Annotated in this window: 19 protein-coding genes and 2 tRNA genes; 11 read left to right on the top strand and 10 right to left on the bottom strand. The window is 43.5% G+C overall.

Annotated features, from left to right (window positions below):
• Window positions 1–72 precede the first annotated feature (72 nt).
• From IKN49_04205 to IKN49_04190, 4 genes are all read left to right on the top strand, one after another.
• Window positions 73–903, top strand: coding sequence for an Mrp/NBP35 family ATP-binding protein (locus tag IKN49_04205; protein MBR3632243.1), 831 nt, complete (start codon window positions 73–75; stop codon window positions 901–903).
• 65 nt (window positions 904–968) lie between these two features.
• The gene (locus IKN49_04200) at window positions 969–2,138 is read left to right on the top strand and encodes a pyridoxal phosphate-dependent aminotransferase (GenBank protein ID MBR3632242.1); all 1,170 of its coding nucleotides are present in this window, start codon (window positions 969–971) and stop codon (window positions 2,136–2,138) included.
• A 17-nt stretch (window positions 2,139–2,155) separates the two neighbouring features.
• Window positions 2,156–3,793 carry a phosphoenolpyruvate carboxykinase gene (locus IKN49_04195; protein MBR3632241.1) on the top strand — a complete coding sequence of 546 codons (1,638 nt, stop codon included), beginning with the start codon at window positions 2,156–2,158 and terminating at the stop codon, window positions 3,791–3,793.
• A 105-nt stretch (window positions 3,794–3,898) separates the two neighbouring features.
• On the top strand, window positions 3,899–4,153 hold the full coding sequence (locus tag IKN49_04190; GenBank protein ID MBR3632240.1) for a hypothetical protein: 255 nt from the start codon (window positions 3,899–3,901) through the stop codon (window positions 4,151–4,153).
• A gap of 55 nt (window positions 4,154–4,208) precedes the next feature.
• Here IKN49_04190 and IKN49_04185 read toward each other — a convergent pair whose 3' ends face one another.
• The gene (locus IKN49_04185; GenBank protein ID MBR3632239.1) at window positions 4,209–5,369 is read right to left on the bottom strand and encodes a pilin; all 1,161 of its coding nucleotides are present in this window, start codon (window positions 5,367–5,369) and stop codon (window positions 4,209–4,211) included.
• Between the two features lie 350 nt (window positions 5,370–5,719).
• Here IKN49_04185 and IKN49_04180 point away from each other — a divergent pair, with 350 nt between their 5' ends.
• Window positions 5,720–6,181, top strand: a complete 462-nt coding sequence (locus IKN49_04180) for a hypothetical protein (GenBank protein MBR3632238.1) — start codon at window positions 5,720–5,722, stop codon at window positions 6,179–6,181.
• A 74-nt stretch (window positions 6,182–6,255) separates the two neighbouring features.
• Window positions 6,256–7,005, top strand: coding sequence for a hypothetical protein (locus IKN49_04175; GenBank protein ID MBR3632237.1), 750 nt, complete (start codon window positions 6,256–6,258; stop codon window positions 7,003–7,005).
• Window positions 7,006–7,649: 644 nt separating this feature from the next.
• Here IKN49_04175 and IKN49_04170 read toward each other — a convergent pair.
• Window positions 7,650–7,721: transfer RNA gene (locus IKN49_04170), tRNA-Arg, on the bottom strand.
• A 402-nt stretch (window positions 7,722–8,123) separates the two neighbouring features.
• Here IKN49_04170 and IKN49_04165 point away from each other — a divergent pair.
• Window positions 8,124–9,224 (top strand): prepilin-type N-terminal cleavage/methylation domain-containing protein, encoded by a 1,101-nt coding sequence (locus tag IKN49_04165; GenBank protein MBR3632236.1) that lies wholly within the window; start codon window positions 8,124–8,126, stop codon window positions 9,222–9,224.
• A gap of 48 nt (window positions 9,225–9,272) precedes the next feature.
• Here the strand turns inward: IKN49_04165 and uxaC are convergent, their stop codons facing one another.
• From uxaC to IKN49_04135, 6 genes are read right to left on the bottom strand one after another with little or no spacing between them, the layout of a single operon-like run.
• Window positions 9,273–10,679: a glucuronate isomerase gene (gene uxaC, locus IKN49_04160; GenBank protein ID MBR3632235.1), complete on the bottom strand. Its 1,407-nt coding sequence runs from the start codon at window positions 10,677–10,679 to the stop codon at window positions 9,273–9,275.
• 9 nt (window positions 10,680–10,688) lie between these two features.
• Window positions 10,689–11,993: a TRAP transporter large permease gene (locus tag IKN49_04155; protein ID MBR3632234.1), complete on the bottom strand. Its 1,305-nt coding sequence runs from the start codon at window positions 11,991–11,993 to the stop codon at window positions 10,689–10,691.
• Window positions 11,990–12,484 carry a TRAP transporter small permease gene (locus IKN49_04150; protein ID MBR3632233.1) on the bottom strand — a complete coding sequence of 165 codons (495 nt, stop codon included), beginning with the start codon at window positions 12,482–12,484 and terminating at the stop codon, window positions 11,990–11,992. Before IKN49_04150 ends, IKN49_04155 begins: the two co-directional genes overlap by 4 nt.
• 2 nt (window positions 12,485–12,486) lie before the next feature.
• Window positions 12,487–13,500: a TRAP transporter substrate-binding protein gene (locus IKN49_04145; GenBank protein ID MBR3632232.1), complete on the bottom strand. Its 1,014-nt coding sequence runs from the start codon at window positions 13,498–13,500 to the stop codon at window positions 12,487–12,489.
• Window positions 13,501–13,537: 37 nt separating this feature from the next.
• Window positions 13,538–15,037, bottom strand: a complete 1,500-nt coding sequence (locus tag IKN49_04140) for an altronate dehydratase (GenBank protein ID MBR3632231.1) — start codon at window positions 15,035–15,037, stop codon at window positions 13,538–13,540.
• 1 nt (window position 15,038) lies between these two features.
• On the bottom strand, window positions 15,039–16,511 hold the full coding sequence (locus IKN49_04135; GenBank protein ID MBR3632230.1) for a tagaturonate reductase: 1,473 nt from the start codon (window positions 16,509–16,511) through the stop codon (window positions 15,039–15,041).
• A gap of 145 nt (window positions 16,512–16,656) precedes the next feature.
• Between IKN49_04135 and eda the strand changes: the two genes are divergently transcribed.
• The 4 genes from eda (at window position 16,657) to IKN49_04115 (ending at window position 20,206) form a co-directional block, all read left to right on the top strand.
• A complete protein-coding gene (gene eda, locus IKN49_04130) occupies window positions 16,657–17,619 on the top strand; it encodes a bifunctional 4-hydroxy-2-oxoglutarate aldolase/2-dehydro-3-deoxy-phosphogluconate aldolase (GenBank protein ID MBR3632229.1) in 963 nt (320 codons plus the stop codon).
• An 8-nt stretch (window positions 17,620–17,627) separates the two neighbouring features.
• Window positions 17,628–18,653, top strand: coding sequence for a sugar kinase (locus IKN49_04125; protein MBR3632228.1), 1,026 nt, complete (start codon window positions 17,628–17,630; stop codon window positions 18,651–18,653).
• Between the two features lie 351 nt (window positions 18,654–19,004).
• On the top strand, window positions 19,005–20,033 hold the full coding sequence (locus IKN49_04120; GenBank protein ID MBR3632227.1) for a prepilin-type N-terminal cleavage/methylation domain-containing protein: 1,029 nt from the start codon (window positions 19,005–19,007) through the stop codon (window positions 20,031–20,033).
• Window positions 20,034–20,134: 101 nt separating this feature from the next.
• Window positions 20,135–20,206 (top strand) — tRNA-Arg (locus IKN49_04115).
• A gap of 505 nt (window positions 20,207–20,711) precedes the next feature.
• On the opposite strand, the gene IKN49_04110 is transcribed toward IKN49_04115, so the two are convergent.
• Together IKN49_04110 and IKN49_04105 are read right to left on the bottom strand one after the other, a co-directional pair.
• Complete coding sequence (locus IKN49_04110; protein ID MBR3632226.1) at window positions 20,712–21,092, bottom strand: hypothetical protein; 381 nt, start codon at window positions 21,090–21,092, stop codon at window positions 20,712–20,714.
• Window positions 21,093–21,984: 892 nt separating this feature from the next.
• Window positions 21,985–22,425 (bottom strand): DedA family protein, encoded by a 441-nt coding sequence (locus IKN49_04105; GenBank protein ID MBR3632225.1) that lies wholly within the window; start codon window positions 22,423–22,425, stop codon window positions 21,985–21,987.
• Between the last annotated feature and the right edge of the window lie 180 nt (window positions 22,426–22,605).

Genomic DNA, 22,605 nt, shown 5'->3' with positions numbered 1-22,605 from the left:
ATAACAAATTTATCCTCGCGTACGACTTGATAAATTGCTAAAATATAAAAAAGATTTCTATAGGAGTATTTTATGGCTGAATGCACACACGATTGTAAAACCTGTTCGCAAAATTGCGGGGATCGTACCGAACCGCAGAGTTTACTGGAAAAATTAAATCCGCATGCCCGCGTGCAAAAAGTAATTGCCGTTTGTAGCGGCAAGGGGGGAGTGGGCAAATCCATGGTCACTGCATTATTGGCATCGGCCGCCCAAAAGAAAGGCCTGCAAGCTGCCGTTTTAGATGCGGATATCACCGGCCCGTCAATTCCTAAAATGTTTGGTGTACACGAGCGCGCGATGGGAGACCAAAGCGGCGTTTATCCCGTACAGTCCAAAAGCGGGGTACAATTAATGTCGCTCAATTTATTGCTAGACAATGAAAACGACCCTGTCATTTGGCGCGGGCCGCTCATTACCGGCACGGTTAAACAATTTTGGACCGAAGTCATTTGGGACAATGTAGATATTTTATTTGTGGATATGCCGCCGGGTACCGGAGATGTAACGCTGACGGTTTTCCAAAGTCTGCCCATTGATGGGATTGTCTTTGTGACTTCGCCGCAGGAACTGGTAGGGATGATTGTTAAAAAAGCAGTCAAAATGGCCGAACTCATGAAATTACCGTTAACTGCCTTAGTAGAAAATATGAGCTATTTTATATGTCCCGATTGCGGCAAACAACATGAAATCTTTGGTAAAAGCCACCTGCAAGAAACGGCTGACTCTTATCATATTGCCTCGACGGCCCGATTGCCGCTCAGCCCAGACATCGCGGCTGCTGCCGACCGAGGCGGAATTGAGGGAATTAATTTACCTCAACTTAATGCCGTACTGGAAAAAATCGAACAAATAAAAAAATAGCGAATTTTTCTCTAGGTATAATGCCGCGTGAAATGCTACAATAGATAATAGGAGATTTTGGCCCAATGTCTGATTTGAATTTGTCTACGCGCGCACAAATGATCGGGGATTCCCCTACGTTAAAAATCAATGCTTTAGTGCGTGCCCTTACAAAAGCAGGTCAACCGCTTATTCATTTAGGCGGGGGAGAACCTGTTTTTCCGGCTCCGCTTTCCGCGGTGCAAGCTATTGTTAAGAAAGCCCAAACCAGACAAATTAAATATACCCCGTCATCGGGTACACCGGAACTAAAAGAGGCCGTAGCCCATTACACTCAGACCTATTACGGGCGTAAACCCTCCCCGAAAAATATCTTAATTTCCGCCGGAGCCAAACAGGCTCTGTTCAATTTTTTATTGGCCACTGTAAGCCCGGGTGACGAAGTGGTATTTCCGGCCCCCTATTGGGTCAGCTATCCGGAAATGGTCAAATTGGCCGGCGGTACACCGGTAGTCGTGCGTCCGGCACACGGATTGCAAATTACGCTTGAAGAATTACAAGCTGCCATTACGGAAAAAACCAAAGCCATTTTGCTCAATAGCCCTAACAATCCCTCCGGACTAATTTTTGATGAGAATTTCATCAAAGGGGTAGTGGAACTGGCCGAGCAAAAACATATTTTCCTGTTTATGGATGATATTTATCATCAGCTCGTTTTTGACGGTAAGAAGTGCCCTAATCCGTACGCTTTCAGTCATAACAGTCAAAACTTAGTGATTGGAAACGGCGTGTCCAAATTGTACGGCCTAACAGGGCTTCGCATCGGATGGGCCGTATGTGAAAATGAAGAATTAATCAGTGCCATGGGCCGTATGCAAGCCCAAAGCACCTCGTGCAACTGCGATTTATCTGAAACAGCCGCGGCGGCCGCCTTATTAGGGGACCAAAGTTGTATCGCAGAATTGTGCGCGTTATTAGAAAAAAATAGAAATATCTTACTGGCTGAGTTACAAAAAATTCCGCATCTAGTGCTGCATAAGCCGCAAGGTACTTTCTATTGTTTTACCGATTTTAGCCATTATAATGCCGACTCACAAGCACTGGCACAGTATTTGTTAGAACAGGCGTTAGTGGCTGTAGTGCCCGGAAAAGCCTTTGGGATGGACGGACACTTGCGCATTAGCTTTTGCGCCTCTGAGGATAGCATTGTCCGCGGAGTCCAAAGGATAGCCAAGGCGCTGAAAAATCTGTCGTGAAAGGAAGACTAAAAATTATGAATACAAAAAATGCAAAACCGGATTTTTATAAACCGGACTTTGGGCTGGAAAATTCCGGCCTTACCACCACCAAGACCGTGTATTGGAACTATTCCACTCCGGCCTTGTATGAAGAAGCAATCAAACGTAACGAAGGTAACGTCGTTTATGGCGGACCGTTCTGCGTTAGCACCGGCAAACACACTGGCCGCAGCCCCAACGACCGCTTTTTCGTTAAAACGAAAGATGTAGAAGGGAAATTGTGGTTCAGCAAAGGCAATGTCGGTATTGAAGAAAAATACTGGGATGCCATTTTTGAAAAGGCCAAAAAATATGCCGCGGACAAAGAATTATTCGTGCGCGATGCCTATGTAGGATCTAGCAAAGAATCTTGCTTAAAAGTCCGTGCCATCACCGAATGCGCCTGGACCAACTTATTTGTCAAGAATATGTTCATTGAACCGGCCAAAGAAGAATTGAAATCCTTCGTACCGGAATTTACGTTAATCTGCTTGCCGAAATTGAAAGTGGACCCGAAAACCGACGGAACCAACTCCGAAACGGTCATCGTGACCAACTTTGCCAAGAAAACCGTTTTGGTCATCGGTAGCGAATATGGCGGCGAAAATAAAAAAGCCTTATTTACTGTCATGAACTATCTCTTGCCGCAAAAAGGCATTATGACCATGCACTGCTCTGCCAACGTGGGTGATAAAGGCGACAGCGCTATTTTCTTTGGTTTGTCCGGCACGGGTAAAACCACCTTGTCTGCCGATGTATCCCGCGGACTGATTGGTGATGACGAACACGGTTGGGATGCTTCCGGTGTATTTAACTTTGAAGGCGGTTGTTATGCTAAAGTTATTCGCTTAAACCCCGAAGCCGAACCGCAAATCTATTCTACCACCCAACGCTTTGGTACCGTCTTGGAAAACGTCGTATTTGACCCGGAAACCGGCAAATTAGACTTAGATGATGATACCTTGACCGAAAATACCCGCGCTTGCTATCCGCTTAACTTTATCAGCAACTCCGTACCCACCAAACGCGCAGGCCACCCGAAAAACATCATCTTCTTGACCTGTGATGCCTTTGGTGTGATGCCGCCGATTTCTAAACTTAGCCCGGATCAAGCCTTGTATCACTTTATCAGCGGTTACACGGCCAAAGTAGCCGGCACGGAAAAAGGCGTAAAAGAACCGACCAGCACGTTCTCTACCTGCTTTGGTGCTCCGTTTATGCCCTTGCATCCGGATACGTATGCGCAACTGCTCAAAAAGAAAATTCAAGAGCATAATGTGGATTGCTGGCTCGTCAATACGGGCTGGATTGGCGGCCCTTATGGCGTCGGCAACCGCATCAGCATCAAATACACCCGCGCTTTACTCAATGCCGCGTTAGATGGCAAACTCGCTAAAGTAAACTTCACCACCGACCCGGTATTTGGTTTCCAAATCCCGACAGAATGTGAAGGCGTACCGTCTGAAATTTTGAACCCCATGAACTTGTGGAAAGACAAAGAGGCTTATATGGAAAAATATCAAGCCTTGGCCAAATCCTTCGTGGAAAACTTCAAAAAATACGAAGACGGTGTGTCTAAAGAAGTCTTGGCCGCCGCGCCGAAAGTGAAAGAATGCTGCACTTGCGGCAAATAAGTTGTTTTATCGTCTAATTGTAGGGGGAAAAATATCCCCTTACAATTAGGCCTATAATTTACTACAATAAATAAAAAGATTAAGAAACGAAAAGGAGAATTCCCTATGGCAAAAGCAAATGCAAAATTTATGGCCCCGTTAACCCCCAGCGCCGAACTGGCCGCTGTGGTGGGAGCCGCCCCTCTTCCGAGAACTGAAATCGTCAAAAAGATGTGGGACTATATTAAGAAAAACGGTTTACAAGATAAAACCAACAAACGCATGATCAACTCTGATGCCAAATTGGCCGTTATTTTTGAAGGCAAAAAACAAATCAGCATGTTTGACATGAGCAAATATATCTCTAAAAACGTCAAATAAGTTGTTTTTGAATGCAATTTAGCAAACACCCCGCCGAAAGGCGGGGTGTTTTATATTAATGTATATATTGAGAATCGCAAGCGGCACATTTGGGCGCACTACTGGGGCAATAATTTCCACAGCAACACGCCCCTAAAGAATAATCTGTATTGCATGTTCCGCTGGCATTAGCGATACAAATAGCACCTTGGTTTAATTTAAGCCCTGTACTGCATGTACCGGAGGCATTCCCTACACACATAGCGCCGGAATCAAAAGTTGACACACTAGTAGCATAGTCTCGGTATGTACAAGTTCCTTCGACATTTGCGATACATACGCTTCCATCATGAAAACCTGATCGAGAACAAGCTGTAGCTGTATTTCCTTGACAAATGCTGCCAGAATAAAATTGCGAATCTATACAGGCAGCACTTGCATTTCCCTGACAAGTACTGTTATTTTTATATTCATTCTGCATGCAAGATGCGTGGTAGTTTTCGGGCCAACAAGTTCCGTTATCAAAAATATCCATATTACAGGACCAACTGTTAGTTCCTATACATACTCCTTCTGATCCGATATCAAATTTATTATCGTATGAGGATCCATTCTTCCCTAGATAACCACATGTGTCTTCTCCAGCACTAAGTACTGGCACATCAAGTGCCGCACAACGGGATGAAGTGTCTTTATAACATTTTGACTTGCTCGTTGACCAACTACGATTTACGCTATCGCACAAAGCGTAATCTACCTCTTGATCTAACAAATATGCTGTATAACTGTCGGTAGTTGTTAACTCTTCCCCACTTAATAATTTTTCACACAATCTTTGTGCGCGTGTATTTCCATTTTCCGCTTCACAATGCAACTGCCCAGCAAATTTTGGGCTATCATCTAGATAGCTAGCTAGGCGTACACCTGAAAGTTTATTGTTTGTCACACGGATCACATTTGGATCTGACATGTTATTGGGGGTAAGGATCTCATATGAAACATCACCGTTTGTCATACTTACATCTAATTCGCTCATTTCATTGGTATACCTTCCGTTTGCCATTTTATAGGCTTCTTCGGCATTTTTAATAGCTTTTGTAGCGGGCAACAACGTGCTGAAATGACTTTTATCCACCGCCCCTTGATACATCGGAATGGCAATCGCGCTTAACACACCAATGATAAGCACTACTATTAGTAGTTCAATGAGCGTAAACGCTCGTTTATTTTTTTGCATACTCTCGTCTCCATATTATTTCTGTCTTTGGAAAAGGAACGCAAAAAAACGGCCGTTATCCTTGAGCTCATGCAGTGACCCAAAATGATAACAGCCGTGGTCTGCCGCGCCCGAAGGTGCGGCAAACACTCGGCACAAAGCACCCGGGTAATTAGTCCGTGCACTTTGTGCCTAAAACGACTGTCTTTGGACTGCATGATGCCTTGAGCAAGCTCAAAGCTTTCCGTATTCCACATACGGTTCCAAAAACAGATAAATTGTAACAAGTACTACCCATACAGTATAACAATTTTTTTGCCAAGTAAGAAAACCTATTGTCTTCTCTTTATAAAAAATTTTATACTTAAAATATGCGACTAATAGCCATTCTGATTTTAGTTCTAATCGTATTACTTGTGACCATACACACACTACTTCGTCACAAGCGTACTCAAGTGGCCTTGGAAGCAAAAAAAGCTATGTATAAAACGTTAGAAAAAAAATCTAAAAATGGCGACTTACAAAGTTTGTACCGCTTTGCTGAACTATATTACGAAGAAGACGACGAAGACTATTATCCGCTAATTTTCAAATGGGTCAGTTTACTGGCCGCCTATAGAAAAGATCCGGCCGTGTGGTTGGTACTTGGAGATATGCTATCTACCGGCTACGGTACCGAAAAAGACCTCAAGCGCGCGCTAAGCACTTACGAACAGGCATTATCTGCTGATATCCTCTCCGGAAAAAACTCGAATTTATCTCGGGAAGCTCACAATTATTTGGAAAAACAAATTATTCTATTACGCCGCAAATTAAATTCTTCTAATAATTAAATTTTCTCCTGTTTTAGTACGCCCAAAATTATTACAATACTACTAAGTTGTTTAAATCACCTGAAGGAGATGCTATGCTCAAAAAATACGCCGTTTTGTGGATGTTGTGCGCTTTGGCCGCGCCCGTGTACGCCCAAATACAGGAAATCCGTGATGTTCTTCCCAACGATAAAGTAACCTCTTTGGAATTCAACCCTTCTATGGATGTGCTGGATTCGCCCGGTTCGGTTTCTTTGTCTAAAATGACGATGAAAGGGTATTATAAATTTGCTCCGGCTATGACACTGGGTATAGAATTACCCTTAGCGCGCTTTGAATCGCCTGCTAAGAGCAAAAACGGATTGGGAGACACCACTCTCTCGCTTTCCTTTGGACGCTACAACGAGGGGGAAATTTGGTCTTTCGGTGCGGTATTAGAAACCATTTGGCCTACTGCCACCGGAAAAGAATTAGGAAGCGGTAAAGTGCAATTAAACCCATCTGTGTATGGTGTATATATGCCCACGCCCAACTGGTTCTTTGCGCTGGGATACAAACAATCTTGGTCTATCGCCGGTGACGGTGGTCGTGACAATATCAATAATGGCCGTATTCGCGGCGCGATTGTCTATTTATCCGATACCAACTGGTGGGTATTTTTGGATCCGCGCTATTATATTGACTACGATACACCGGGAGTGGCCAAATTTCAGCCGGAAGCGGAAGTGGGCACCATGATTAATCAAGGCACGGCGGTATATTTACGCGGCGGTGGGAAAATGGGGGGAAATATGCCCGGAGCCGATTGGACGATAAGCGCCGGATTTAAAGTTTTGTATTTGTAAAGAAAACTGCTACCCATCAAACGCTCCGAAAAAGATATTATTTTCGGGGCGTTTTATTTTGGAGAGAGGCAATAGACGGTTTGTACCCGCACCCCCAGCAGTGGGTGTGCTCGGGTATACAATGTAATATTTTTTCAAAAACATTGCTTTTAGACAAGATAAGGGTAGATATTTTGCAACTATTTTCAATTTTGAGTAGGCACGAACGAACGAAGTATACTGTGCGTAGCGGCGCGGTAGCGCCGAGGTATTCGAGCGAGTGAGAACAACGGCAAAATTGAAAAGAGGTAGCAAAAAAGTGCGCCCGACGGGAGTCCCCTCCGGTCGTTTTATTGACATAAAACGCCTTCGGGCCGGGCCTCGCGGTTTTTGCCTTTCTCCGCCAAGCGGCTCAAACAAAAACATCGCTCCGGCCTTCGCCTCCCGCACGCACACCCAGTAGTGGGTGTGCTCAGACGTACATACACTAATTTTTCAAAGTAAAAAGCCCTAATTCTAGGCGTTTGCGAAAGTAGCATTTTTTCAAAAAAAATTGCTTTTAGACGAGGCATGTGCGACCGAGCGTGTACTGTAACAGGCCGGCAGGCCGAGGTACCCGAGGAAGCACATAACAAAGTATAAAAGCAATTTTAGAAGAAAAAATTTGCGCCCGACGGGAGTCGAACCCATATTTCCAGCTTCGGAGGCTGACGCTCTATCCATTGAACTACGGGCGCGTTACGACGAGAAATTATATTTCTATTATACTAAACTATACAGAAACTGTCCAAAAAATGCCAGTTTCTACAAAAAATATCTCCGAATATGCTAATATGAAAATATATCTGTTAGATGATAGGAGATTTTTGCTGTACCATAAGCCATACCGGGCTTAATACAATTTGAATACTGTTTTTAGTGGTCTGTAAAGGCCGCACTTTTGCGTAAGCAAAAGAGGTTCAAAGCTAAAAACAGTCGCTTTAGATGCTAGTGAATATGGACTAATTACCCATATTTACTAGCATTCATCTCGTATTACGTGTAATACGAGTAGGCGGCTGTTTATTTGTGTGCTTTGAACCTCACAAATAGCAGTCGTCTTTTTTTATGTTAAAAATAAAATCAATCAAGGAGAAATTATGCCAAAACACACACAAGCATTTACGCTAGTAGAATTACTAGTTGTTGTACTGATTATCGGTGTTTTATCCGCCATAGCTTTGCCTATGTACCAAGGGGCGGTGGATAAGAGCCATTGGAGCACCATGTTGCCGGGAGCCAAAGCCATTAAAGATGCCGAAGAAGCCATTAAAATGAGCAATGGCGCTTATACCGATGAAATGGCGAATTTAGATGTTACCATGAATAATAGTGATTTAACCTTTGCTTTAGTAACGCCCAATAATACCGCTGACCCGAATGTCATCCGCGTGACGAATAGTAAGCTTGCCAATGTGCGTTTAGCCAGTTATTTAGACCAAAGCCCAATGTTTGCCGGACAGTTACATTGTGAGGCCAAAACAGGAGATGAACGTGCCAATAAACTCTGTGAAAAGCTACTCATGGGGCAGGATTTAACTTCTGCAGACGGCTATACGGCCTATTTACTAGACCAAGAAATTGACAAAGCCACGTGTGGTGATGCTAGTCGTGTGTGGTCTAATAAACAAACAAAATGTTATAAAACAAATGAAGAACGTTGTAAAGCTAATGGAATGGATTCTTGTACATTTAGTGGAAATGGCACTGAAGAAAATCGGTTAGTTGTTGAAGAGGGAGGAAATTGTTATGGTGGATGGACGTGTAATTATCTGCAAGTCAATGAGGGTGGAGAATGCACAGTTAGAAATTATGGAGGGAATCAATATGTAAGTGGCTGTCAGAATAGCATATTTAATTCAGGATCTAAATGTACGTCTTTAGCTACTCCAGGAGGGGATGGATGTACAGGCAAATTTTATGGAGCTACATGTGAAGGAAACGCTTCTACTTGTTCTGGAGAATTTCATGATAATTCTATTTGTATTGCAGGCGGAGCGCATGCGTGTATGGGAACTTTTGATTCTGGAAGTGTATGCAACGGTGATCATGGTTATTCTTGTCATGGCTCTACTTTTAAGGCCGGCAGTAAGTGTATAGCGAATCAATATGGGACTTGTGGACATGTTTATGGAGATGTAACCTATGACGGAGGATGTTGTGAAGGAGCCTATTGCCCATCAAACGCTCCCAAATGTTAAAAATATAGGGCTGTGCCTAGACACAGCCCTAGGTGATTTTATAAATCCCTACAACTTAAAGCCGAAATATTGTACCGCGTTGTGATAAGCGATATTTTCCACCAGCTGTCCTAACAGTTCTTCGTCGTTAGGATATTCGCCGTTTTCCACCCAGCGGCCAATTAAATCACACAGTATCCGGCGGAAATACTCATGGCGCGTATAAGAGAGAAAACTGCGCGAATCGGTCAGCATCCCGACAAAATTGCCCAAGAGCCCTAAATTAGCCAAGGAAATCATTTGGTCGGTCATACCGGTTTTATGGTCATTAAACCACCACGCAGAACCTTGTTGTATTTTGCCGATAGCTGTACTATTCTGGAAACAACCCAAAATCGTGCCAATGGCAGCATTGTCATTGGGATTTAAGCTATAAATAATCGTTTTGGGCAGTTCGTCGCTCACTTGCAGAGCATTTAGGAAATCGGCCATTTGCATAGACGGCGCATAATTGTTAATACAATCATATCCGGTATCGGGCCCTAACTGTTTATACATCAAGGAATTATTGTCGCGTTTACAACCGTAGTGAAGTTGCATGACCCAATCCCGTTTGTGATACTCTTTACCCACAAAAATCATAAAAGCGGTCTTAAAAGCCAATTCTTCTTGGCGTAACAACTTTTCACCTTTCATTCGTTTGGCAAAAATGGCTTCTATGACGTTTTCGCTCGCAGGGAAGTACATAACGTACTCCAAGGCATGATCAGACACGCAACAGCCCAGCGAAGCAAAAAAGTCCATGCGCACCTGTAAGGCTTTTTTCAAATCCGCAAAACTACGGATCGGCAATTGGGCCGCGGCCGACAATTTAGCCAAATAGTCCAAATACTCCGGTTTTTCAATATTCATGGCTTTGTCAGGACGCCACGCGGGCAAGACTTGCACGTCAAAGGTTTTATCGGCCGCTAATTTTTGATGCCATTCCAGACTATCAGCCGGGTCATCGGTGGTGCAAATCAGGCGAACATGAGATTGTTTGATTAAATTACGCACACTCATGGATTTATCTTGTAATTTCCGATTGCACAAATTCCACACTTCCTCAGCCGTTTGCGCATTCAGTACGCCATGATAACCGAAATACCGCTGCAATTCCAAATGGCTCCAATGATACAACGGATTGCCAATCGCTTTTTCCAATGTTTCGGCCCATTTTTGGAATTTTTCGCGGTCGGTAGCGTTGCCGGTAATGTATTTTTCATCTACGCCGTTAGAGCGCATTTGACGCCATTTATAATGATCTCCGCCCAGCCACACTTGCGTGATATTTTCAAATTGGCGGTCTTCGTAAATTTCTTGCGGATTAATATGGCAGTGATAATCCACAATCGGCATTTGACCGGCATGCGCGTGATATAAATTTTGCGCAGTAGGCGTAGAAAGTAAAAAATCCTTATCCATAAATGGTTTCATAATTTCTCCTTATAACAAACCGGCTATTTTAGGAATCCACAACGATAGAGCCGGAATGAATGTGACCATCAATAAAATAGCCGCCAACACCGCAAAGAACGGAATAAGCGGACGTATGATTTGTTCAATTCCTATTTTGCTTACCTTACAACCGGTAAATAGAATCGCACCGACGGGGGGAGTAATACAACCGATACACAAGTTAAAAGTCATCATAATACCGAATTGTACCGGATCCATGCCAAATTTGAGCGCAATTGGCAGGAAAATGGGAGTGAAAATCAAAATAGCCGGCGTCGGGTCCATGAAGGTACCAATCGCTAGCAGTAGCACATTCATAATCAGCAAGATACCAATCGGGCTTTCTGATAAACTCAAGAGCCCGCTAGCTAACATGTCCGGAATTTTCGTAAAAGCCAAAATCCATGACATGATAGAGGAAAGGCCGATTAAGAAAACAATAATACACGTCAGTTCCGCCGCTTCCAATAAAATACGCGGTAAATCTTTTACCGTGATTGTCTTATAAATAAACGACAATACTAACGCATAACAAACTGCAATGGCCGAGGCCTCTGTCGGTGTAAAAATACCCAGCAAAATACCGCCGATTACCACCACAATTAACAATAAGCTAGGAATTGCCTGCCAAGCTATTTTTACAAATTCTTTCATGGGCACCGGAGCGGCACCTTTATATCCGCGTTTTTTAGCCATACAGAAGGCCAAAATCATCACGCCCAGTCCCCACATAATACCGGGAATATAACCGGCTAAAAACAGCGAGGTAATGGACACGCCACCCGCTACCGTAGAATAAATAATGAGCGTATTGCTGGGGGGAATTAAAATACCCGACGGAGCAGATGCTACATTGACAGCAGCAATGTAGTCTTTATCATACCCTTCTTCTTCCGCCATGGGAGTAATAATACTGCCAATGGCCGCACAGGAAGCAGAGCCCGAACCGGAAATAGAGCCAAATAACATATTGGCTACCACATCTGTCAGCGCCAGCGCACCGGGTAAGCGGCCCACAATGGCCTTAGCTAAATTAACCAACCGCCGAGCAATTCCGCCATTATTCATAATAATTCCGGCCAGAATAAAGAAAGGAATCGCTAACAAGGTAAAAGAGTTAATTCCGGTAAAGGTCTTTTGCGCGGCCATTAAAGCGGCTTTTTCACCGGGAAGCACCACGAGCATCGCCAGTGTAGCACTACACCCTAAACTCACGCTAATAGGCACCCCTAACATTAACAGGATGAGCAAAGAAATCAACAAAATAAGTCCACAAGTCAGCGCAATACTCATTGGGCACCTCCTTGTTTGGTTTGTTTATAAAGTTTGATAAAGTCGACCATATTACACAAAGAATAAACTGCCGCTAAAATACCGCCCACCGGCAAGGCCAAATACACTACGCCCACCGGCACCGGCAAAGCCGAATCCATCTGCACCATAGCATTAAGCGCAATATAGCCGCCGCCGTAAGTTAGCACGCACAACACAAATACAAAAACAATGAGCTCCGACACAAAACCCAAGCGAATTTGATTGAGCGGGCTGCAACGATGCACTAAAATGCGCAAATTCATATGATCACGCTTACCCACTACATAGGCCGAGGCAATCATGACCAGCCACAAGAACATATATTTCGCCAATGCTTCGGTAATGGTACTGGGGGAGTTCAAAATAAAGCGGGTAATCACCTGCCACGTAACCAGTAGTGTCATAAACGCCAAAATAACACATGATAAAAAAGCAGTAATTTTATTGAGTATATTTCTAAGTGGTGTCATAATTAGTCCTGTTTTAGATTAGAAGTATTTTTGACGGCATCATAAATATTTTTTACTTTGGGATTTTGAGTTAATTCTTCATGCAATCCCTTGACCGCCTGTTGCAATTCAAAGGCATCCACATCTTCGATAATGGTCGCACCGCCCTTCTTTACTTGCTCTAAACGCTCGGCAGCATCTTGCTCCCAAAGTTCCAGTTCGTAAACGGCTGCTTGACGCACCGCTTCATGCAACGCTTGGCGATCTTCTTCCGGCAAAGCATTATACAACTTGGTATTGATTACCAAATAATCCGGTACGATTAAATGCCGAGTTAAGGAATAATACGGCGCAATTTCATAATGCTTGGTATTGGAATAAGAGGCCTCATTGTTTTCGGCTCCGTCCACCACACCCGATTGGATGGCCGTGAACACTTCGCCAAAAGACATGGGCGTTGCCGCTCCGCCCAAAGCAGACATCATTTTGGCATAGGTATCGGATTCGGCAGTACGAATTTTCATTCCTTTTAGATCTTGTAAATTACGAATCGGTTTTTTGGCGTACATATTGCGCGTACCGGCCGTAAAATAAGTCAAAATCGAGAAATTATATTGATCGGTAGATTTGAATAATTCTTCTACGACAGGAGAAGTTTCAAAAAACCGTTTTTGATGCGCCAAATCATCAAACAAAAACGGCATTTCAAAAGTCAAAAATCCCTGTTCAAAACTAGACACATTTGGATTTCCCATGACAGCCATTTCGATGATGCCATATTGCACCTGCTCCAATGTTTCACGTTGAGGACCCAGCAGTTCATTGGGGAAAACCTCAATTTTATATTTTCCGTTTGTCAGTTGAGAAAATATCTCACCCATTTTTTTAACGGCCAATGTCTGCGGATGAGTTTCATTTTGAATTGTAGCGACATTCCATACTTTTGGAATGTGAACCGTATCGGAATGACAAGCTGCCAACGACATAACTGCTAACAAAACTAAACAACCTAGGATACAGCGGTTTTTGCGTTTCATGAGAACTCCTATACTAAGATGCCCGCTTCAAACGGGTTTATAAAATTACACCATCGCGGAAGACGGAAATTTCTTTATAACCAAATTTTTCGTTATTGGTTTGAACGCGCCCCGAAGCAATATCCAGCACGTAGTGAAAAAGTGCTTCTGTAGCCTGTTCAAAGGACATCCCATCTAAAATTTGTCCGGCATTAAAATCAATCCAATGCGGTTTGCGTGTATATAAACCGGTATTGGTAGCAATTTTTATGGTCGGGACTGGAGAGCCAAAAGGATTACCGCGGCCGGTAGTAAATAAAACAATTTGTGCTCCGCTAGCCACCAAATTTGTACACGACACCTGGTCATTACCCGGCCCGATGAGCAAGTTAAGCCCGTTTTTAACGGCTTGCTCGCCATAGTTTAGCACGTCCACCACCGGAGCATGACCGCCTTTTTGCGTGCAACCCAGCGATTTTTCTTCCAAAGAAGAAATACCGCCCTTTTTATTGCCGGGGGAGGGATTTTCATAAATCGTTTGGCCGTAACGGGTAAAATAACTCTTAAAATCGTTAATCAAGTGAACGGTCTTTTCAAAAACTTCTTTGCTTACCGCCCGCTTCATCAGCAGTGTTTCCGCACCGAACATTTCCGGTACTTCCGTCAAAATAGTCGTACCGCCTAGCGAAACAAGCAAGTCATTAATGCGCCCGCACAACGGGTTAGCCGTAATGCCCGAAAACGCATCAGAACCGCCACATTTAAATCCTAATACTAATTTGCTGGCCGGAACGGGCTCACGTTTAAATGTTTGCGCATACGCGGCCAGTTCGTCTAAAATTTTCATGCCAGCTCCATATTCGTCATTGACATCTTGCGTCACTAAAAATTTAACCCGTTTTGGGTCTATATCACCTAAAACGGGTTTAAAATTATCTAAATTATTGTTTTCACAGCCCAAGCTCAACACGAGTACACCGGCGGCATTGGGGTGACGAATTAGGCCCTTCAAAATGTCTTGCGTACGGCGGTGGTCTGCGCCCAACTGGCTGCAACCCATATTGTGCGTATACGCATAAACACCGTCTACCAGACCTTTTAATTTTTCAGACGCGGCTTTAGCTAAGCGTTGCGCCGTAGTATTAACACAACCTACCGTAGGAATAATCCAAATCTCATTGCGAATGCCCACTTGTCCGTCGGTGCGCACATAACCCATAAAAGAGGCTTCTGCGTGCTTGGCGGTTTGGGCGGCCGGTTTTTCCTGCGGCTGATACGTGTAATCTAACAGCCCGTCCAAATTGGTTTTCAGATTGTGCGTGTGGATATGCTCCCCGCGCGCAATAGCCACTTTGGCGTGGCCGATCGGTTGGCCGTACTTAATGATATTCTCATTAGGCTGAAAATCTTGCAAGGCAATTTTATGCCCGAACGGAATATCATTTTTTAAGACGATATCCTGCCCACTAACCGTAACGGTTTGTCCGGCTTGCAACGGCTGCAGCGCAACCGCCACATTGTCTCTGTCCGTGATGCGAATTACGAGTTGTTCTGCCATATTATTTGACCAATTCCGCTACAACGTTTTTCATCGGTTCTTTAGCTAATACTTCTAACCAATGCGCCACGGCTTGTTCAAGCCCGGCTACTTTTGTTAAATCTTGTCCGTTCCACAATTTAGCATTGGACAGTACCGCGTGCGCCACTTGAGCGGGCGTACCGGTTTTCCATGTACTAGCAAAGAAGGCCAACACTTCCGCGTCGTCTTTGACCGGATATTTTTCACCGTTACGTACACCAAAATACGCACCGTTTTCTTCTTGTACCTGATAGAATTTAATGAAGGCCGCTAACGAGAAAGTCAACAGTTTAGGCAGCTCTCCGTTCTTCTTGACATATTCCAACAAAGACGGCAAACAACGGGCTGTAAATTTGGAGCAGGAATTGAGTGAAATATCCAACAATTTATGCTTGATATACGGGTTTGAAAAACGTTCTTCCACCGCGTGGGCAAACTGCTCCAACTCTTCCACCGGAAGCGGTAACGTGGGGATGACTTCCTTATATAATAGCGTATGCAAATACGTTTTGAACACAGGGTCATTCATAAAATCCAACACGATATTATGTCCGGCTAAATAAGCCGCCAACACCGTAGAAGTATGGCCACCGTTCAAAATACGTACTTTGCGCATTTTATAGGGCTTTACATCCTCTGTCCATAACACATGGGCTTTGGTTTTATGAATGGGTAAAATATCGGCCCATTCTTTTTTCCCTTCAATTACCCACAAGTTAAATAATTCACTCGTTACCAAAATGTCGTCTTTATATCCTAATTTTTGTTCAAATTCGGCAATTTGATCTTTGGGGTAACCCGTTACAATGCGGTCCACGAGGGTATTAGTAAAATGGTTGGCGGTTTTGACCCACTCTAAAAAGGCCGGCTCTAAATTCCATTCCTGTGCATATTTCAAAACAAACTCTTTGAGTTTATCGCCGTTAAAATCAATCAGTTCCACCGGCAAAAACAACAACCCTTTATCAGACGCTCCGTTAAAAGCTTTATAGCGTGCATATAAAAAAGCCGCCACTTTTCCGGGGAAAGAGGCGGGGGGAGTATCGGTCAATTTGACACCTTCTTTATAGGCAATGCCGGCTTCGGTGGTATTGGAAATGACTACTTTTAAATCTTCACTTTTGGCTAAATCCATTAAGGCTTGATAATCATTCACCGGATCAATACAGCGGGAAACAGAGGTCAACACACGGGTGCGTTCTTGCGCTTTTCCGTCTTCTACGCCGCGCATCACTAATGTATAAACACCGTCTTGCTTATTAATTTTTTCGCACATGGGGGGAAAACTAATCGGTTGGCACAGAACAATAGATCCTTCAAATACACCTTCTTCATTGGCTAAATCTACCATCCAATCGGCAAAAGCACGTAAGAAATTTCCTTCTCCAAATTGTAAAATTTTCTCCGGACGTTTTCCATAGACCTTTTGAATGGTTTGATTGACAGTTTGCATAAATTTTATGACTCCTTATTAGGTAAGTTAAAAATCAGCCTTCTCTACCTTTTTATCATTTTAGGCAACAAAAGGCAATGGGCTTTTGACACTTTGGACTCAAAGATTATAAAATTCAAGTAGATGTTTTTATACAGGAGAATTTATGAACCCAGTTTTAAGTGAACTATCCAAAATCGGTATCGTGCCGGTAATCGCCTTAGAAGATGCCGCCGATGCCGCCCCGCTTGCACAAGCTTTAATTGATGGCGGACTACCGTGTGCCGAAGTAACATTCCGCACCGCCGCGGCCGAAGAAGCCATTAAAATTATGTCCAAGCAGTTCCCTCAAATGTTAGTGGGAGCCGGAACCGTTTTAACCACGCAGCAAGCCGACCGCGCCGTAGCGGCCGGAGCTAAATTTATCGTCAGCCCGGGTTTCAATCCGGCCGTTGTGAAACATTGTTTGGCTAAAAACATCCCTGTCACGCCGGGTTGTGCTACACCTAGCGAAGTGGAAGGCGCTATTGAACTAGGGCTTGAAGTAGTCAAATTTTTCCCGGCTGAAGCTGCCGGCGGACTGCCGATGTTAAAAGCCATGTCTGCGCCGTACGGAAAAGTAAAATTTATGCCTACCGGCGGCATTAATGCCAAAAACTTAAATACCTATTTATCTTTTAAGAAAATTATTGCTTGCGGTGGCAGTTGGATGGTCAGCAAAGATTTACTCAAAGCCAAAAACTGGGCCGAAGTCACCCGTTTATCCAAAGAAGCGGTAGATTTGATGCTCGGTTTTGAACTACGCCATGTAGGTATCAATTGCGCCGACGAAAAAGAATCTTCCGCCGTTGCCGGTATCTTCGAAAAATTATTCGGATTTGCCAAACAGGACCGCGGTGGAGCCTACTTTGCGGCGGATTTTATTGAAGTAATGAAAAAACCGTTCTACGGTACCAAAGGCCATATCGCTATTGCCACCAACAGCGCAGAACGCGCGGCCTATCGTCTGGAAAAAGCCGGTGTAAAACTGAACTGGGACAGTGCCGGATATAATGCCGACGGCAGTTTGCGCGTAGTGTATTTACAAAATGAAGTAGCCGGTTTTGCCTTACATATTTTGCAAAAATAGGAGATTTTATGACAAAAAGAGTAATCACTTTCGGAGAAATTATGTTACGCTTGGCCCCCGAGGGCTACACCCGCTTTGTACAAGCGGAAACCTACGGTGCCACCTACGGTGGGGGGGAAGCCAATGTGGCTGTTTCCTTGGCTAATTACGGTTTAGATGCCGCATTTGTAAGCAAATTACCGGCGCACGAAATCGGCCAAGCCGGCGTCAATGCGTTGCGCCGCTACGGCGTAGATACGCGCTTTATTGCCCGTGGCGGAAACCGCGTAGGTATTTATTATTTGGAAAAAGGCGCCAGCCAACGCCCCTCTAAAGTGATTTATGACCGCGCCGGCTCCTCTATTGCCGAAGCGGAAAGCACCGATTTTAATTGGGCCGAAATTTTCAAAGGAGCCGATTGGTTCCACTTTACCGGTATCACTCCGGCCTTGGGCGACAAAATTGCCGCTATTACCTTAGAAGCGTGTAAAGCCGCCAAAAAATTGGGCCTGACCGTCAGCTGTGATTTGAACTATCGTAAAAAATTGTGGAGTAAAGAAAAAGCCGGCCAAGTCATGGCGGAAATTTGCCAATATGTGGACGTTTGTATTGCTAACGAAGAAGACGCCTCCGACGTGTTCGGCATTAAATCCTCTGGAACGGATGTAACCACCGGCCAAGTCAATCACGAGGGCTACAAAGAAGTCGCCGCTAAACTAGCTGAACGCTTTGGCTTTCAAAAAGTGGCCATTACACTACGCACCTCTTTGTCCGCTAACGACAACAAATGGGCCGCGATGCTCTACGACGGAAAAGATTATTATTTCAGCAAGAGCTACCTCATGCACATTGTGGACCGCGTGGGCGGGGGGGATTCCTTCGGTGGCGGATTGATTTATGCGTGTCTAGCCGGTATGAAACCGCAAGAAATTATTGAGTTTGCCACGGCCGCCAGCTGCCTCAAACACAGCATTGAAGGCGATTTCAACCAAGTCTCTGTCGATGAGGTATTAAAGCTTGCGCAAGGCGACGGATCCGGCCGCGTCCAACGGTAAGGTGTTTCTCTTATCACACAAAACCGCCCGCAGAAATGTGGGCGATTTTTATGCAATATAGTCACAAATTTGTTATACTGGAAATAGTAGTAGATGTATAAAATTTGAATCTGTTTTTGGAACCGTATGAAGAATACGGTGCGCTATTGGAAACCAATAGCATAACTCGACTCCAAAGACAGTCGTTTTAGGCACAACATTACCGATCTGATCCATCGGCAGTGTTGTGCCGAGTGTTTGCTATCATCTTCGGGTGATAGCAAACCACGGCTGTGGTACTTTGGGTTAGTCGAGTTAGCTCAAATACAACAGCCGTTTTTGTTGTATTTCAAAACAGATAAGGAGAAAAATATGAAATACAACAAACAGGCATTTACACTTGTCGAACTATTAGTAGTAGTGCTGATTATAGCTGTATTAAGTGCCATAGCTATCCCGATGTATCAGGGGGCTATTGATAAAAGCCGCTGGAGTACCTTACTAACTCCTGCAAAAGCGCTGCAAACAGCACAAGCGGCCGCTTATTTAGAGAATGGAAGTTATGCATATGTGGCAGATGCCTTAACAATTTCTTTACCGGGAGAAACAGACGATAATCAATTTGTTCTGCCCGACGCCGAATATAGCCTAGAAACTAAAAGTAATAATCAAAGCACTATTACCGGACAGTTAAATACGCTCCCCAATGTCAAACTATCCATGTCTTTAAAAGCCCCGAATAGTTATTTATTTTGCGAGGCAAAAACAGGCGACAGCCGCGCAGAACGCTTATGTGAAAAACTATTAATGGGCACAAAAACCGGGAGCAAAGACGGTTATACAAAGTATTTATTGGACAATGACGGCACATGTGTATGGGGCTCTACTACCGGAGAATGTTATAACACTGTAGAAGAAAAGTGTAATGCCGCCGGAGCATTAGGCGTACTGGACGGGAAATGTAGGTATAAAAATAATCGTGAAGAAAATCTGGAAGATGGAAGCGTGTGTATTGGTGATGATGACGACGGAGGATGTAACAGTTTAGATATTGACGGAGGCATCTGCGTTAGTACTTCAGGAAGAACTTGTCATAATGATACTTTTACAAATGGTAGTATCTGTGTATCTAATAAAACAGGCTCATATTCTTGGGGTGGATGTGCTTTTGCTCAATTTACAAATGGCTCTATTTGTTATGCCAATGCAGAATATTCCTGTGGAAATCATGTTCAAGATACTCAATATTGGGCTAATGAATGGGGTCATCGTTCTGTTACTACCTACGATGAAACTTCTTGTTGTTGCGGGACTTATTGTGGCAAAGCACCTTCTTGTGCCTCGCGCGGCATCACCTGTGACCCCTACTACATGGACCCAAACAATTTTAAGAATTTATAGTGAGGGGGAAAAATAAAAATTCATACCCGAAAAAATAATTTTGCACCATTTTACAAAAAATGTTATAATACTTAGGTAGTAAAAATTTGCAATCGTTTTCCGCGCCCATAGCTCAATGGATAGAGTGTCAGCCTGCGGAGCTGAAGATACAAGTTCGATTCCTGTTGGGCGCACGTCTTAGAATATACCCGTTCTCCGTCGAGAGCGGGTTTTTTCTTATACTTCCTCGTCGACACTTTTTGAGCAAAATGAGCAAAATTACGCAAATCTTGTATATTCTTAGTGGACCCTGTATGGTGTACAGTAAATGCTTGGATTTTCTCTTTTTCTCGTCGACAAAAGTGTAAATATACACGATTTTTCTGCAAACTATATCCGCACAACCCAAATTCCCGAATCTTTTTCACATACTATAATTATTAGTTCTCGTCGAAGAAGTATAAAAACTACTAAAACTTCCTCTCAAAACTATGAATATACTGGGCACAGTTTGGACACTATAACTGCGTGGTTTTTCCGGTTACAGGATACGATTTCTTGCGCTTTTATTGTGTCATGTGCGCTTTTTGGTCACAGTAGAAGTAATAAAAAACCGCCCCATCAGGAGCGGCTTGTTGGGTTAATTAGTTTAAGTTATTGGTTCTGTCGTAGCAGGAAATCATCCCATGAGGAAGGAGTCTAGTCTGCTGTATCGTTGCTAGGCAATTTAATAGGAACAATCATTCTCTCTCCTTCTTTGAAAGACCACTGTACCTGCCATGTTCTTCCATCGGTGGTATCCAATAAAATGAAATTGTACATGTTAGTGGTTGGAAATAAAACAAATCTTCCATCTTTACTATCAGATGATAATCTCTCTGTAGATAATGGCAATACCGCACGCCCATCTTTCTCCGTGCTCCAGTGAACTTGCCAAATCTGTCCTGTGCGAGTATCTAATTTTAGGAAAGTATACATGTTGTCCGTCTTATATAGATTATAATGTTTGTCATCACTGGCGGCATGTATACAAATGCTACAAACTACGAGCATGCATAAAATACAAATTAATTTTTTCATAAACTCTCCTTTCTGGTATTGTAGCACATATAGGACAACTCTACATATTTTGGACACTATAATTTAAGCAACATTATGTATCATAAGCTATACAAACGCTCGGCAGAAAAATGGCAGGAAGTAGCGATTTTGCAAAAAACGCAAAAAAGTGTATATTCTTAGTGGACCCTTTATGGTGTACAGTAAATGCTAGTTTTCTTTGTATTTCTCGTCGACAAAATCTAAATTATCCGTTCTTTTTCTGCAAACTATATCCGCACAACTTAAATTCCCAAGATTTTTTACATACTATAATTATTACTTCTCGTCGAAAAAGTATAAAAACTACTAAAAAAATTCTTGAAAACTATGAATATACTGGGCACAGTTTGGACACTATAACTGCGTGATTTTTCCAGTTACTGGTTTGCCATTTCTTGTGCTTTTATTATGCCTTGTGCGCTTTTTGGGCACAGCAAATAATCAAAATAAAGCAAATATGGACAGAGTTTAGACGCTATAATTATGAGCTAATTACGAAAATTATACTGTCCATTTTATATACTTTTTGCAGAGTACAAGTAATAAAAAAGTCCCCAGTTAGAGTCTTTCCCTTTTACCAGAGGTTATCTAATGGAAATATATCGTTAATGATGACAGTTTCCGTGATGATGGCAATGAGCGTAGTCATATTCTGCTCCACCGCAGGCATTTTCTCTTATTTACTGTCCCATTTTTTGTACCAAATCCTTGCTATGCACTGGTAAACTCGAACTAGCCAAAGTACCAAAATAATAATGGGGAGTGCTAAAACTGAGTATAAGAACTATGGTACCCTATAATGGACACGCGATGTTTTAGCGCTTGTTGTGCGTACCTTTAAAAAGCACTTTTTACAAAGTGCTTTTTCCTCTTATGTCAATCCCAAATAAATCAGCCAGAATAAAAAGAAGCGGACGCATTTGGCAGGGGCCGCTACCGACAGAAAAAGCCAAAAGTTTATTTTGCTCGCGCCCGCAATCAGCATAACAGGGTCCCCAATAATCGGCACGCCGGCCAACAAAAGCGTAATGCTTCCGTTTTTTGCAAAAAGATTCTGCGCTTTTTGCAGGTATTCTTTTTTAACGGGAAACCAGGTTTTGTTTTCCAGGCGGTCCAAATACTGCCCCAGCACCCAGTTTATGCCCACGCCCAAGACGGTGCCCACGCATGCCGCGGCAAGCAATTTCCATGCGGCGTATCGGCCTGTGACCATGAGCGCAAACATTACTAAAGACGCTTGCGCCGGTACCAACGTGGCGGATAAAACGGACAACCCCCCTAAAAAAAGCAAAATGTGTAATTCTTGCAACATAGTAACCCCCGTTTATAAGTTATGGCGGATTTTACTTTTAGGCAAGGGCGGCGTTGCAGAGCAGGACGGTCTGACCGCAGACGGTAAATGGGTATTCCTCGTCCGGCTCCGACGCGGCAAACTGGACAAACTTCTCGTTCATCAGATAGTCAAGGGAAACTTGCCGTTCCCATTGCCGTT

It is taken from the genome of Elusimicrobiaceae bacterium, assembly GCA_017528825.1.
Lineage (GTDB): Bacteria > Elusimicrobiota > Elusimicrobia > Elusimicrobiales > Elusimicrobiaceae > Avelusimicrobium.
Note: the sequence above shows the minus strand (reverse complement) of the source record. Positions and strands in the feature narration are given on the sequence as shown.

What these genes read in the sequence shown, in the direction of transcription:
- IKN49_04205 (MBR3632243.1), top strand. Translation starts at nt 73, where the DNA reads ATGGCTGAATGCACACACGATTGTAAAACCTGTTCGCAAAATTGCGGG.
- IKN49_04135 (MBR3632230.1), bottom strand. Translation starts at nt 16,511, where the DNA reads ATGCAAACTGTCAATCAAACCATTCAAAAGGTCTATGGAAAACGTCCG.
- IKN49_04175 (MBR3632237.1), top strand. Translation starts at nt 6,256, where the DNA reads ATGCTCAAAAAATACGCCGTTTTGTGGATGTTGTGCGCTTTGGCCGCG.
- IKN49_04145 (MBR3632232.1), bottom strand. Translation starts at nt 13,500, where the DNA reads ATGAAACGCAAAAACCGCTGTATCCTAGGTTGTTTAGTTTTGTTAGCA.
- eda (MBR3632229.1), top strand. Translation starts at nt 16,657, where the DNA reads ATGAACCCAGTTTTAAGTGAACTATCCAAAATCGGTATCGTGCCGGTA.
- IKN49_04150 (MBR3632233.1), bottom strand. Translation starts at nt 12,484, where the DNA reads ATGACACCACTTAGAAATATACTCAATAAAATTACTGCTTTTTTATCA.
- IKN49_04180 (MBR3632238.1), top strand. Translation starts at nt 5,720, where the DNA reads ATGCGACTAATAGCCATTCTGATTTTAGTTCTAATCGTATTACTTGTG.
- IKN49_04125 (MBR3632228.1), top strand. Translation starts at nt 17,628, where the DNA reads ATGACAAAAAGAGTAATCACTTTCGGAGAAATTATGTTACGCTTGGCC.
- IKN49_04120 (MBR3632227.1), top strand. Translation starts at nt 19,005, where the DNA reads ATGAAATACAACAAACAGGCATTTACACTTGTCGAACTATTAGTAGTA.
- IKN49_04195 (MBR3632241.1), top strand. Translation starts at nt 2,156, where the DNA reads ATGAATACAAAAAATGCAAAACCGGATTTTTATAAACCGGACTTTGGG.
- IKN49_04200 (MBR3632242.1), top strand. Translation starts at nt 969, where the DNA reads ATGTCTGATTTGAATTTGTCTACGCGCGCACAAATGATCGGGGATTCC.
- IKN49_04190 (MBR3632240.1), top strand. Translation starts at nt 3,899, where the DNA reads ATGGCAAAAGCAAATGCAAAATTTATGGCCCCGTTAACCCCCAGCGCC.
- IKN49_04165 (MBR3632236.1), top strand. Translation starts at nt 8,124, where the DNA reads ATGCCAAAACACACACAAGCATTTACGCTAGTAGAATTACTAGTTGTT.
- IKN49_04110 (MBR3632226.1), bottom strand. Translation starts at nt 21,092, where the DNA reads ATGAAAAAATTAATTTGTATTTTATGCATGCTCGTAGTTTGTAGCATT.
- IKN49_04155 (MBR3632234.1), bottom strand. Translation starts at nt 11,993, where the DNA reads ATGAGTATTGCGCTGACTTGTGGACTTATTTTGTTGATTTCTTTGCTC.
- IKN49_04185 (MBR3632239.1), bottom strand. Translation starts at nt 5,369, where the DNA reads ATGCAAAAAAATAAACGAGCGTTTACGCTCATTGAACTACTAATAGTA.
- IKN49_04105 (MBR3632225.1), bottom strand. Translation starts at nt 22,425, where the DNA reads ATGTTGCAAGAATTACACATTTTGCTTTTTTTAGGGGGGTTGTCCGTT.
- IKN49_04140 (MBR3632231.1), bottom strand. Translation starts at nt 15,037, where the DNA reads ATGGCAGAACAACTCGTAATTCGCATCACGGACAGAGACAATGTGGCG.
- uxaC (MBR3632235.1), bottom strand. Translation starts at nt 10,679, where the DNA reads ATGAAACCATTTATGGATAAGGATTTTTTACTTTCTACGCCTACTGCG.